Raw genomic sequence first — 13,064 nt, forward strand, 5'->3', positions numbered from 1 at the left:
GGGCATGACCTGTCAATTTGGCGCACAGGTTACTTCAGCCTTCCGATGACGCCAATCAAATCGGTTATTGCCCTGGCGTTTTGCCGATCATCCAGACCAGGCCACTGGCCTTCGCCCGCTCATGACAGAGCCCGAGGACAACCCGGCGTTCATCATTCGTCATCCGGCTCCAGCGAGTAATTTCCTCGACCGTGCGCTGGCAACCGGTGCAAATGTCGTCTTCGTCCAGCGCGCAAATGCTCACGCACGGCGAGGCGACGGGTCTTTCCGGGGTTGTCATTCTTCCTGCTCGACCAGATCGCGCGCATAGCGCTGAGAGTTATGCACATAGTGCGCAGCACTGGCTTCGAGCATCTTCTTCTGCGGCTCGGTCAGCTCACGCACCACCTTGCCCGGCGAACCCATCACCAGCGAACCGTCAGGAATTTCCTTACCTTCGCCGATCAGCGAATTGGCGCCGATGATGCAGTTCTTGCCGATCTTCGCGCCGTTGAGGATGACCGCATTGATGCCGATCAGGCTGTAGTCGCCGACCGTGCAGCCGTGGAGCATGGCGTTGTGGCCGATTGTCACGCCGGTGCCGATGGTCAGCGGATAGCCCATGTCGGTGTGCATCACGGTGCCGTCCTGGACGTTGCTGTTCTTGCCGATCAGGATCAGTTCGTTGTCGCCGCGCAACACGGCGTTGAACCAGACGTTGGCGCCCTCTTCCAGTTTGACTTTACCCACCAGCACGGCGTTGGGGGCGACCCAGCTCTGCGGATGGGTTTCGACACGGGCGTCGCCCAGGCGGTATTTCATCTTGTTTTCCTCAGGGCTCACGATGGCTGGCCATTCGAGCGATGGCTTCAGGTATTGATAAAGCTTTTGGGCGGCTGATGCAGGCTGATTTTGGCGTCATAGAGCAGGTTGATCAACTCGACAATCATGATTGCCGTCAGCCCCCAGATCTTGTATTCGCCGTAACGGTAGCTCGGCACGTACCAACTGCGACCCTGATAGTCGATGCGGTGGGTGTGTTCGCGCGGATCCTTGCGGAAGAACTCCAGCGGCACACTGAACACCGCAGCGATCTCGGCATCATTGGCCTGGTACTCGACAAAATCGGGAATCACCCCGACATACGGCGTGACCTTGATGCCATGCAGGGAAATCAGCGGACTGAGCGGACCGATCACTTCGACCAGTCCCGGCGGCAGGCCGATTTCTTCTTCGGCTTCACGCAGGGCGGTGAAAATCAGGTCCGGGTCTTCGGGATCGCGTCGTCCACCGGGGAAGGCGACTTCGCCGCCGTGGGTCGAGAGCCCGCTGGCGCGCAGGGTGAGGACAAGTTCGGGTTCGTCACTGCGAGTAATCGGCACCAGGACAGCGGCCTCGGGGAAACGCGTGTCGGTCTCCAGCGTGCGCGGCGTGTGATTGCTTACCCGGTGCAGTAGCTCGTCCAGCATAAGTGTTCTCGATCGGTGCCTTACCCTGCATCATGCACCAATCATTGCGACCGCCCAAGCCCCGAACAGGCGTCATGTCGCGAAACGACAACTTGCCGACTGACACCGCTGCACGCCAAGATAGGCGCAGCATTCAGGAACCCCAGCATGAAATTTTGCAGCCAGTGCGGCAACCCGGTGACCCAGCGCATTCCCGAAGGCGACTCGCGGCTGCGATTCGTCTGCGACAGCTGTCAGACGATTCACTACCAGAACCCCAATATCGTGGCCGGTTGCGTGCCGACCTGGGGCACCAAAGTCCTGCTGTGTCGCCGCGCCATCGAGCCACGCCTCGGTTACTGGACGCTGCCCGCCGGTTTCATGGAAAACGGCGAGACCATCGAGCAGGCCGCCATCCGCGAAACCGCCGAGGAAGCCTGCGCCCGGGTGCGCAACCTGAGCATCTACACCCTGATCGACGTGCCGCACATCAGTCAGGTGCATGTGTTTTTCCGCGCCGAGCTGGCGGATCTGGACTTCGCCGCCGGCCCTGAAAGCCTGGAAGTGCAACTGTTCGACGAAGCCGACATTCCCTGGGACGAGCTGGCTTTCCGCACGGTGGGCCGTACTTTGGAATGCTTCTTTGCAGACCGGCGCGTCGAGGTCTATCCGGTTCGCTCCGAATCGATCCCGCCGCTCGCTCAACCGGCCATCACTTGATTTCGACAGCAGCCGGCCGATAACCGGCTAACGCAGCCCGCGACAGCGCCTGCACACTATCTATAAATAAAGTATCTGCTTCATTTCTGGGGAATCGTTTCAATGCGCTGGTTGCTTGCCCTGTTCTGCCTGTCGTTCGTCACCGTCTCCCAAGCGTCATTCGTGACCACCGTGACGCCTTCGAACACCCCGCTCATCGAAAAAGTACTGGTGCTCAAATCGGCCCATCAGCTGCAGTTGATCGCCGACGGCAAGCCACTCAAGAGCTATCGCATTTCCTTGGGCAAGGGCGCGAAAAAAGGCCCGAAGCTGATTGAGGGCGACAAGCGCACACCGGAAGGTTTCTATTGGATCGACTGGCGCAAGACCAGCGACAAATTCAACCTGTCGATGCACATCTCCTACCCGAACATCAGCGATTCCGCCCGCGCCCGCCGCGAAGGCGTCGAGCCTGGCGGCATGATCATGATCCACGGCACGCCGGACTCCGAAGACAACCCGGAACAACTGTTCCACACCCTGGACTGGACCGATGGCTGCATCGCCATGCGCAACGTCGACATGCGTGAAGTCTGGAACCTGGTGCCGGATGGCACGATGATCGAAATCCGCCCCTGACTCTGTCATCCAGGGAGCACGCTCCCGAGGGGCCGAAAAGCGGCCCTTTCCCCCGACCATTGGTCGCTCGCAAAAATTAAATCAAAAAGATCGCAGCCTGCGGCAACGTCTGAACGGTGATACCACTTTCACCCGCCAGAACTGCCGCAGACTGCGATCTTTTGCTTTCCAGAGCCCACCGCTAATACCACTTGAAACCACCCTCTCTCAAACACCCGATTCCAAAGGACTACAGGCCTTTCCGCTGCGTTGACATGGTATGCAAGTGGTATTAGTTTTCGCCGAAACAGCGAGCGACAACAAACCAATATCAGCTCCGGAAGTGCCTTGCATGAACGATCTCCACGCCCTGCGCCCTGACGACTCCCAGCCGACGCCGCTGTACCTGCAACTGGCGCGCAACCTGGAAGCGGCGATCCATGCCGGCCAGTGGAAAGCCGAACAGGCGATGCCCTCGGAGCGCAATCTCAGCGAAATGCTGGGGATTTCCCGGGTCACCGCCCGCAAGGCGCTGGAAGTCCTGCTCGATCAAGGCTTGATCCGCCGCCTGCAAGGTTCAGGCACCTTCATCACCCCACGCCTTGAACAACCGCTGTCGCGCCTGTCGGGGTTCAGCGAAATGCTGCGCCTCAAGGGCTTCGTACCCAGCTCGCAATGGCTGGAGCGGGAAATCACCCTGCCCACCCACGAAGAACTGATCCGCCTCGGCCTGTCGCCGAACGACAAGGTCGCGCGCATGAAACGCCTGCGCAAAGCCGACGACACCGTGATGGCCATCGAGATGAGCACCCTGCCCGCCTCGATCATGCCCAAGCCACAGGTGGTGGGCGATTCCCTCTACGAACACCTCGACAGCATCGGCAAACCGATCGTGCGCGCCTTGCAGCACATCCAGGCAATCAACGCCTCGGACGAGTTCGCCGCGCTGGTCGGCATCGCCCCCGGCACCGCGATGCTGCTGATGACCCGGGTCGGCTACCTAGAAGACAACACGCCGATCGAAGTCACCGACACCTATTGCCGCAACGACTACTACGACTTTGTTGCAGAGCTTCGCCGCTGATCAGCAGCCAGGCCAAACGAGAGAAGCGAAATGTCTGAAGACAACATCCTCACCGCTGACGGCTGGATTCGCGGCCGGCTGATTTACGAACACGGCAGAGTCGTGTCGATCGAAGGCGTGCCTTGCGATCCGGCGACCAATGACTTGCCGTATCTGCTGCCGGGTTTCATCGACCTGCACGTCCACGGCGGTGGCGGCAAGGACATCATGGAAGGCGCCAGCGCGTTCGAGACCATCACCAAGACCCACGTGCGCTTCGGCACCACCTCGCTGCTGGCCACCACCATGACCGCGCCGAGTGCCGAGATTGCCAGCGTGCTCAAGGAGGTCGGCGAGTTCTGCGAACAGCGTCCAAAAGGCGCCGCCCGGGTGCTCGGCGTTCACCTCGAAGGCCCGTACATCAACCCGGGCAAACTCGGCGCCCAACCGAACTTCGCCCACACCGCGTTGATGGCCGAAGTTGAAGAGTATCTGGCACTGGCGCCGATCCGGGTGATCACCATCGCCCCGGAAATCGCCGGCCATGACGGTTTGATTCGTGAGTTGAGCAGCCGTGGCATCCGCATGCAGATCGGTCACACCCTCGGCAGTTACGAGGAAGGGGTCGCCGCCCTCGAAGCCGGCGCCACCAGTTTCACCCACCTGTACAACGCCATGAGCCCGCTGCATCACCGCGAGCCGGGCATCGTCGGCGCGGCGCTGGCCCATGCCAAATTCGCCGAGCTGATTCCGGACTTGCTGCACGTGCACCCCGGCGCGATCCGCGTCGCCCTGCGCTCGATTCCATGCCTGTACTGCGTCACCGATTCCACCGCCGCCGCCGGTATGCCCGATGGCGAGTACAAGCTCGGCAGCCACACCGTCACCAAATGCCTGGGCGGCGTGCGCCTGCCCGACGGCACCCTGGCGGGCAGCACCCTGACCATGGATCAGGCCCTGCGCAATCTGGTGAAGATCGGTCTGCCGATCGCCGAGGCCTCGCAACGTCTTTCGCAATTCCCCGCCGACTACCTCGGCATCACCGAACGCGGGCGCCTGCAACCCGGCGTCTGGGCCGACTGCGTGCGGCTGGATCGCTCACTCACACTGACCGCCGTCATGGTCGAAGGAGAAGACATTGACTTCAAAAATGCTTGAGGAGGCGCTGTCCTCGTTCGAGGCCGTGCAAGCCCAACTGCAACAGCTCGACCCGCAAATGATCGAGATCGCCGGGCGCCTGCGCCGTCAGCCGCCGCAAGTGGCGATGACCGTTGCCCGTGGCAGCTCCGACCATGCGGCGAGCTACTTCGCCTACCTGACCATGCAGCAACTTGGCGTACCGGTGGCGTCGTTGCCGATGTCGGTGGTGACCATGCAACAGGCGCCGTTGAAGGTCAGCGGTCAGGTCGCGTTCGCCTTCTCGCAGTCAGGCCAGAGCCCGGATCTGGTCAACAGCCTGCGCCTGCTGCGCAAACGCGGCGCCCTCAGCGTGTCGATGGTCAACGCCGCCGATTCGCCGCTGGAAGCTGCCTGTGAATTCAGCCTGCCGTTGCTGGCCGGCACCGAAAGCAGTGTCGCCGCGACCAAGAGTTTCATCGCCACCCTCAGCGCCAGCGCTCGTCTGATCGCCCACTGGAAAGAAGACAGCGAATTGCTGGAGGCGCACAACGCCCTGCCCGAGGGCCTGCGCGAAGCCGCGCAACAGGACTGGAGCCTGGCCATCGACGCCCTGCGCGATTGCGAGCGGTTGATGGTGATCGGCCGTGGCGCCGGTTTCGCCATTGCCCAGGAAGCCGCACTGAAATTCAAGGAGACCTCGGCGATCCAGGCCGAAGCCTTCAGCAGCGCCGAAGTCCGTCACGGCCCGATGGCCTTGATCGACGAACATTACCCGTTGCTGGTGTTCGCCCCGCGCGGTGCCGAACAGGCCGGTCTGCTGAGCCTGGCGGCCGAGATGCGCCAGCGCGGCGCCCGCGTGCTGCTGGCCGCCCCGGATGACGTGAGCGAACGTGACCTGACCTTGAGCCGCGCGGAGCATCCGGCGCTCGACCCGATCCTGGCGATCCAGAGTTTCTACGTGATGGCGGCCGGTCTGGCCGTGGCCCGTGGCATGGACCCGGATCAGCCGCGACACCTGAGCAAAGTCACCCGTACGCACTGAGTCCGAACCGAACGTTTTCCTGATGAGACCGAGCCATGCACAACAACAATAAAGAGCTGACTTTAAGCGCCCCGCTCAGCGGCCCGGTGCTCACGCTCGCCAAAGTTCCGGACGCGGTGTTCGCCAGCGGCGCGATGGGCGACGGCATTGCCATCGATCCGCTGAACGACACCCTGTATTCGCCCTGCGCCGGCGTGGTGATCCACGTCGCCCGCACCGGCCATGCACTGACCGTGCGCGCCGACAACGGCGCCGAGCTGTTGCTGCACCTTGGTCTGGACACGGTGGAGTTGCAGGGCGAAGGCTTCTCGATGCTGGTCAAGGAAGGCGCGCGGGTCAGCAATGGCCAGCCGCTGCTGCGCTATGACCTGGACAAGGTCGGCCGCCAGTGCAAAAGCCTGGTCAGCCTGCTGATCCTGACCAACAGCCAGGATTTCCAGGCGCGCCCCATCACCCTGAAAACGGTGAAGGTGGGCGAGCCGCTGCTGCACATCGTCGCTCGTCACAGCGCAGCGGCGAACACAGAAGAACTCGGCGGCCCGGAAGTTCACGGTCACGTGCAGGTCGCCCATCGCGGCGGTCTGCATGCGCGCCCGGCGGCGTTGATCCGTCAGACCGCGCAAGGTTTCAAAAGCCAGTCGCAGCTGCATTTCGCCGGCAAGTCGGCACCGTGCAACAGCCTCATCGGTTTGATGGGCCTGGCGATTGGCGAGCAGGACGAAGTGCGGGTCACTTGCCAGGGCCCGGACGCACAGGCGGCGTTGCAAGCCTTGCTCACCGCACTGGCCACCGCCCTGGCCGAAGATCATCACGCCGCCGCACCGGTTGCCGCTACCCCACGCAATCGCCCGGCCGAGGCTGGCGTGTTGCGCGGTGTGTGCGCCGCACCGGGTCTGGTCGGCGGGCCGCTGTTTCGCCTGAACGCGATCAGCCTGCCGGCCGACACCGGCAATCATCAGCCCGAGCAACAACTACAGATTCTCGACACGGCGCTGAACCAGGTTCGCAGCGAAATCGACGGCACCCTCGCCCAGGCGAAAAAACAGCGCAATGCCGACGAAGAAGCGATCTTCGCCGCGCACCTGGCCTTGCTGGAAGACCCGGCCCTGCTCGACGCCGCCCAGCAATCGATCGAAACCGGCACGGCGGCGACTCACGCCTGGAGCCAGTCCATCGATGCGCAATGCGAAGTGCTGCAAAACACCGGCAGCGCGCTGCTGGCCGAGCGCGCCAACGATCTGCGCGACCTCAAGCAACGGGTGCTGCGCGCCCTGCTCGGCGAAGCCTGGCATTACGAAGTGCCGGCTGGCGCCATCGTCGCCGCCCACGAACTGACGCCGTCGGACCTGCTGCAACTCAGCGCGCAAGGCGTCGCCGGCTTGTGCATGGCCGAAGGTGGCGCGACTTCCCACGTGGCGATTCTGGCCCGGGGCAAAGGCCTGCCGTGCATGGTCGCACTGGGTTCTGCACTGCTCGATCAAGCACAAGGCCAACCGGTGGTCCTCGACGCCGACGGCGGTCGCCTCGAACTGACGCCAAATGCCGAGCGTCTGACCGAAGTCCGCCAGGCACAGATCGACCGCCAACAACGGCGCGATGCCCAGCAAGCCCAGGCCTATCTGCCGGCGGAAACCCGCAACAGCGTGGCCATCGAAGTGGTCGCCAACGTCGCTTCCAGCCACGAAGCGGCGGATGCATTTGCCAACGGCGCCGACGGCGTCGGCCTGTTGCGCACCGAGTTTCTGTTCGTCGATCGCCACACTGCGCCGGACGTCGAAGAACAACGCGCCGCCTATCAATCTGTGATCGATGCCATGGGCGACAAGTCAGTGATCATCCGTACCATCGACGTCGGCGGCGACAAGCAACTCGACTACCTGCCACTGCCGGTCGAGGCCAACCCGGTGCTCGGCCTGCGCGGTATTCGCCTGGCCCAGGCCCGCCCGGAAATCCTCGATCAGCAACTGCGTGCGCTGCTGCAAGTCAGCCCGTTGCAGCGCTGCCGGATCCTGCTGCCGATGGTCACCGAAGTCGACGAACTGATGCACATCCGCCAGCGGGTCGATGCGCTGTGCCTGGAACTGGGCATCAATCAACGTCCGGAAATCGGCGTGATGATCGAAGTCCCGGCCGCCGCGTTGCAGGCCGAACAATTGGCTGAACACGCGGACTTCCTGTCCATCGGCACCAACGACCTGTCGCAATACACCCTGGCCATGGACCGCGACCACGCAGGCCTCGCCGCGCGGGTAGATGCCTTGCACCCGGCGCTGCTGCGCCTGATCGCCATGACCTGCGAAGGCGCGGCGGTGCATAAACGCTGGGTCGGCGTGTGCGGCGCCCTGGCTTCCGATCCGCTGGCGACGCCGGTGTTGATCGGCCTGGGCGTGACCGAACTGTCGGTGAGCCCGGTACAGATCGGCGAAATCAAGGACCGCGTGCGCCAGCTGCACGAAGCCGAATGCCAACGCCTCGCCCGGGACTTGCTCAAGCTGAGCAGCGCCGCCGCGGTGCGTCATGCCTGTCATCAACATTGGCCTCTGCGCTAACAAAAACAACAAGGACAAACGCCATGTACCAACTCTTCATCGAAGGCCTGCAACGCCTCGGCCGCGCGCTGATGCTGCCGATCGCGATCCTGCCGATCGCCGGCCTGTTGCTGCGCCTGGGCGACACCGACCTGCTGAACATCGCGATCATCCACGACGCCGGCCAGGTGATCTTCGCCAACCTGGCGATGATCTTCGCCATCGGCATCGCGGTCGGCTTCGCCCGGGACAACAACGGCACCGCCGGCCTCGCCGGGGTGATCGGTTACCTGGTGATGATCTCCACCCTCAAGGTGCTCGACGCCAGCATCAACATGGGCATGCTCGCCGGGATCGTCAGCGGCCTGATGGCCGGCGCGCTGTACAACCGCTTCAAGGACATCAAGCTGCCGGAGTACCTGGCGTTCTTCGGCGGCCGGCGTTTCGTGCCCATCGTCACCGGTTTCAGCGCAGTCGGCCTGGGCGTGCTGTTCGGCTACATCTGGCCGCCGATCCAGCACGGCATCAACAGCTTCGGCACCCTGCTGATGGAAAGCGGCAGCTTCGGCGCGTTCGTCTTCGGCGTGTTCAACCGCCTGCTGATCGTCACCGGGCTGCACCACATCCTCAACAACATGGCGTGGTTCGTGTTCGGCAACTTCACCGACCCGACCACCGGCGCGCTAGTCACGGGTGACCTGTCCCGCTACTTCGCCGGCGACCCGAAAGGCGGCCAGTTCATGACCGGCATGTTCCCGGTCATGATCTTCGGCCTCCCCGCCGCCTGCCTGGCGATGTACCGCAACGCCCTGCCGGAGCGCCGCAAAGTCATGGGCGGGATCTTCCTGTCGATGGCCCTGACCGCGTTCCTCACCGGCGTCACCGAACCCATCGAATTCGCCTTCATGTTCCTCGCACCGCTGCTGTTTTTGCTGCACGCGCTGCTGACCGGGTTGTCGATGGCGATCACCAACGCGCTGAACATTCATCTGGGCTTCACCTTCTCCGGCGGCTTCATCGACATGGTGCTGGGCTGGGGACGCTCGACCAACGGCTGGCTGGTGGTGCCGGTGGGCCTGGCGTATGCGGTCATCTACTACGCGGTGTTCGATTTCTGCATCCGCCGCTTCAACCTGAAAACCCCGGGCCGCGAAGACGTCGCCACCGCCGACAAAGCGGTCCTGACCGAAAACGAACGCGCCAGCGCTTACATCAAGGCACTCGGCGGTGCGGAAAATCTGGTCACCGTCGGCGCATGCACCACGCGTCTGCGACTGGAAATGGTCGATCGCAACAAAGCCTCGGACGCCGATCTGAAAGCACTGGGCGCAATGGCCGTGGTACGTCCCGGCAAGGGCGGCAGTCTGCAGGTGGTCGTCGGACCGATGGCCGACAGCATTGCCGACGAAATCCGCCTGGCGATGCCCGCATTGGGCCGAGCCGTGGTGGCTGCCCCTGTCGCTGTTGTCGAAACCAGCGAACCCGTCGCAGTCTCCACACCCCAGGCCCAGCAATGGCTGACCGCTCTGGGCGGCAGCGACAACGTGCTGCAACTCGACTGCATCGCCATGAGCCGGATCCGCCTGCAACTGGCCGATGGCAAGGCGCTTTCGGAAAGCCGCTTGAAAGAGCTTGGATGTCTGGGTGTGAGCGCGCTGGAAGATGGCGTGTGGCACTTGCTGGTGGGGGATCGGGCGCAGAGTTTGAGTGTGGCGCTGGAGGGGTTGGTCAATCGGAGTGAGGTGAGTGCCAAGGTCTGATGGTTGCCATCAAGTTTTGACTTGAAGCGATTACAAACAAGAAACCCGGCCTAGGCCGGGTTTCCTGTTCCATTTGAAGCAACCACCGCAGGACCGGAGCTTCCGGGGGGGCAAGCTGAAACCAATTGGGAAGATTCAGTAAATCCCGCACATCTTTAAACAATCGAAAATGGAACGCGGAGCGTCCCGGGCTGCATTCCCACGCGGAGCGTGGGAACGATCAAGCAGTACGCAGTTGCCTTCTGCCTTCTGCCTTCTGCTTTCTGCTTTCTGCTTTCTGCTTTCTGCTTTCTGCTTTCTGCTTCCCACCACTCAACACGATGAGCGTTAGCTCGAGTAAAGCTTTTGACGTGCCGGCCCCATCGGAAGGCTGAGTGGAGGGATTTATCCGGGGGGGGAGCGCAGCGACCGTGCGGCGAAGCCGCATGCATCGAGAGGAGGTGCAGCGAAGCAAACCGTAGGCGATGCCCCCGGATGAATCCCGGAACGAAGGAACACCGAGCCACAGCGAGGCGCCGAACGCAGGGGCCCAGACCTTTGGTTACTTTGGGGCGTTTGCCAAAGTGACCCGCCGTAAGGGCGGAACCATAAGCCGCCGCTCCCAAAGAAACGGATATTCACCCAACCCAAACCCCAAACAACAAAAAACCCGCTGAAATCACTCTCAGCGGGTTTTCCATTTCAGCAGCCAAGGAAAATCAAAAATCCTCCAGCCGCCACACTTCATAAGCCGGCGTCTCGTAGGGATGGCTCAACTTAAGAGCCGCCACTACCGAGCGAATCAACTCATCGCCAACAACAAGCTCAACCTTCCACTCTTCGACCCGCTCAACCCGCCCCGCCTCACCCATGAACGGCTGACTCCCATCCAAAGGCCGAAACTGACCAGATCCAAGCACCTGCCACGCACAGTGGTCATAATCACCGATCCGCCCACCACCGGCAGCGAACACAGCCTCCTTGACCAACTCGACATGACTGTCGGGAACAAAAAAAGCGAGCTTGTACACAGCGCTTAGTTCACCCACACACGAGCATTACGGAACATACGCATCCAAGGCGCGTCTTCGTTCCAGTCTTCCGAACGCCACGAGTTCTGCACGGCACGGAACACACGCTCCGGGTGCGGCATCATGATCGTCACGCGACCGTCGCGGCTGGTGAGACCGGTGATCCCGCGCGGCGAACCGTTCGGGTTGGCCGGGTAGGCTTCGGTGACCTTGCCGTGGTTGTCGACGAAACGCATCGCCACGCAACCCGACAGATCGGCTTCCAGCAGTGCCTCTTCGCTTTCGAATTCGGCATGACCTTCACCGTGAGCGATGGCGATCGGCATGCGCGAACCGGCCATGCCCTGCAGGAAGATCGAGTTCGATTCCTGAACCTGAACCATCGCCACGCGCGCTTCGAACTGCTCGGAGCGGTTGCGCACGAAGTGCGGCCAGAACTCGCTGCCCGGAATCAGCTCGTGCAGGTTGGACATCATCTGGCAACCGTTGCACACGCCGAGGGTGAAGCTGTCGTTACGCTCGAAGAAGCCCTGGAACGCATCGCGGGCACGGCTGTTGAACAGTGCGGACTTGGCCCAGCCTTCACCGGCGCCGAGAACGTCGCCGTAGGAGAAACCACCGCAGGCCACCAGACCTTTGAACTCGTTCAGGTCGACACGGCCGGCCAGAATGTCGCTCATGTGCACGTCGATCGCGTTGAAACCGGCGCGGTCGAACGCCGCCGCCATTTCCACCTGACCGTTGACGCCCTGCTCACGCAGCACGGCAACCTGTGGGCGGATGCCTTTCTTGATGTAAGGCGCGGCGATGTCCTGGTTGACGTCGTAGCTCAGCTTGACGCTCAGACCCGGGTTGTCTTCTTCCAGCAGCGCATCGAACTCTTGCTCGGCACAGTCGGCGTTGTCGCGCAGACGCTGGATCTGGTAGCTGGTCTCGGCCCACTGACGTTGCAGCAGACGACGCTGGCCTTCGAACACGGTGTCACCGTTGAAGGTGATGTTGATCTGGCCATTGTTGATCGGCTGACCGATCACCGACACGCAGTCGCCCAGACCGGCCGCGCTGAATTGCGCGAGGATGTCCGGGGTGGCGTCCTGGCGAACCTGGATCACGGCACCCAGTTCTTCGTTGAACAGGATGGCGGCGATTTCAGCGGAGCTTTCGGCAACGCTGTCCAGGTTCAGGCTCAGACCGCAGTGACCGGCGAAGGCCATTTCCACCACGGAGGTCAGCAGACCACCGTCGGAACGGTCGTGGTAAGCCAGCAGGTGACCGTCGGCGTTGAGGCCCTGGATCACTGCGAAGAAGGCTTTCAGGTCTTCGGCGTCGTCGACGTCCGGAGCCTGCTTGCCGAGCTTGCCGTGAACCTGCGCCAGGATCGAGGCGCCCATGCGGTTCTGGCCGCGACCGAGGTCGATCAGGATCAGGTCGGTGGTGCCCTTGTCCATGCGCAGTTCCGGGGTCAGGGTCTGACGGATGTCAGCCACTGGCGCGAAACCGGTCACGATCAGGGACATTGGCGAGGTGACAGTCTTGTCTTCGCCGTTGTCGTTCCAGCGGGTGGCCATGGACATCGAGTCCTTGCCGACCGGGATGGTGATGCCCAGCTCAGGGCACAGTTCCATGCCGACCGCTTTCACGGTGTCGTAGAGACGCGCGTCTTCGCCCGGGTGGCCGGCAGCGGACATCCAGTTCGCCGACAGTTTGATGTCGGAGAGCTTGTTGATGCGCGAAGCGGCAATGTTGGTCAGGGTTTCGCCGATGGCCATGCGGCCCGACGCCGGAGCGTCCAGCAGCG

12 protein-coding genes are annotated in these 13,064 nt (G+C 62.6%); 7 read left to right on the plus strand and 5 right to left on the minus strand.

The window, feature by feature from the left end; all coding sequences use genetic code 11:
* Positions 1-64: 64 nt before the first annotated feature.
* From K5E37_RS01470 to K5E37_RS01480, 3 genes are read right to left on the minus strand one after another with little or no spacing between them, the layout of a single operon-like run.
* Positions 65-280 (minus strand): DUF1289 domain-containing protein, encoded by a 216-nt coding sequence (locus K5E37_RS01470; protein WP_007954618.1) that lies wholly within the window; start codon positions 278-280, stop codon positions 65-67.
* Complete coding sequence (locus tag K5E37_RS01475; RefSeq protein WP_007954617.1) at positions 277-801, minus strand: gamma carbonic anhydrase family protein; 525 nt, start codon at positions 799-801, stop codon at positions 277-279. Before K5E37_RS01475 ends, K5E37_RS01470 begins: the two co-directional genes overlap by 4 nt.
* Positions 802-848: 47 nt before the next feature.
* Positions 849-1,448 (minus strand): CoA pyrophosphatase, encoded by a 600-nt coding sequence (locus K5E37_RS01480; protein ID WP_085608172.1) that lies wholly within the window; start codon positions 1,446-1,448, stop codon positions 849-851.
* Positions 1,449-1,595: 147 nt separating this feature from the next.
* Here K5E37_RS01480 and K5E37_RS01485 point away from each other — a divergent pair, with 147 nt between their 5' ends.
* From K5E37_RS01485 to nagE, 7 genes are all read left to right on the plus strand, one after another.
* Complete coding sequence (locus tag K5E37_RS01485; RefSeq protein WP_085608171.1) at positions 1,596-2,147, plus strand: NUDIX hydrolase; 552 nt, start codon at positions 1,596-1,598, stop codon at positions 2,145-2,147.
* A 102-nt stretch (positions 2,148-2,249) separates the two neighbouring features.
* A complete protein-coding gene (locus K5E37_RS01490; RefSeq protein WP_007954614.1) occupies positions 2,250-2,765 on the plus strand; it encodes a murein L,D-transpeptidase family protein in 516 nt (171 codons plus the stop codon).
* Between the two features lie 331 nt (positions 2,766-3,096).
* Entirely contained in the window at positions 3,097-3,828 is a 732-nt protein-coding gene (locus K5E37_RS01495; RefSeq protein ID WP_007954613.1) for a GntR family transcriptional regulator, read from the plus strand.
* Between the two features lie 30 nt (positions 3,829-3,858).
* A complete protein-coding gene (nagA, locus tag K5E37_RS01500) occupies positions 3,859-4,965 on the plus strand; it encodes an N-acetylglucosamine-6-phosphate deacetylase (protein WP_221532945.1) in 1,107 nt (368 codons plus the stop codon).
* The gene (locus K5E37_RS01505; protein ID WP_139834502.1) at positions 4,946-5,968 is read left to right on the plus strand and encodes an SIS domain-containing protein; all 1,023 of its coding nucleotides are present in this window, start codon (positions 4,946-4,948) and stop codon (positions 5,966-5,968) included. The genes nagA and K5E37_RS01505 overlap by 20 nt, the downstream gene beginning before the upstream one ends.
* A gap of 35 nt (positions 5,969-6,003) precedes the next feature.
* The gene (ptsP, locus tag K5E37_RS01510) at positions 6,004-8,517 is read left to right on the plus strand and encodes a phosphoenolpyruvate--protein phosphotransferase (protein WP_221532946.1); all 2,514 of its coding nucleotides are present in this window, start codon (positions 6,004-6,006) and stop codon (positions 8,515-8,517) included.
* A 23-nt stretch (positions 8,518-8,540) separates the two neighbouring features.
* Positions 8,541-10,256 carry an N-acetylglucosamine-specific PTS transporter subunit IIBC gene (gene nagE, locus K5E37_RS01515; RefSeq protein WP_085608167.1) on the plus strand — a complete coding sequence of 572 codons (1,716 nt, stop codon included), beginning with the start codon at positions 8,541-8,543 and terminating at the stop codon, positions 10,254-10,256.
* A gap of 698 nt (positions 10,257-10,954) precedes the next feature.
* Here the strand turns inward: nagE and K5E37_RS01520 are convergent.
* Together K5E37_RS01520 and purL are read right to left on the minus strand one after the other, a co-directional pair.
* Positions 10,955-11,266, minus strand: coding sequence for a YqfO family protein (locus K5E37_RS01520; RefSeq protein ID WP_085608166.1), 312 nt, complete (start codon positions 11,264-11,266; stop codon positions 10,955-10,957).
* Positions 11,267-11,271: 5 nt separating this feature from the next.
* A partial coding sequence (purL, locus tag K5E37_RS01525) for a phosphoribosylformylglycinamidine synthase (protein ID WP_221532947.1) occupies positions 11,272-13,064 on the minus strand: 1,793 nt, incomplete at its 5' end.

Origin of the sequence: Pseudomonas sp. RIT778, assembly GCF_019718735.1 — a bacterium.
In the GTDB taxonomy this organism is placed as follows: Bacteria; Pseudomonadota; Gammaproteobacteria; order Pseudomonadales; family Pseudomonadaceae; genus Aquipseudomonas; species Aquipseudomonas aphyarum.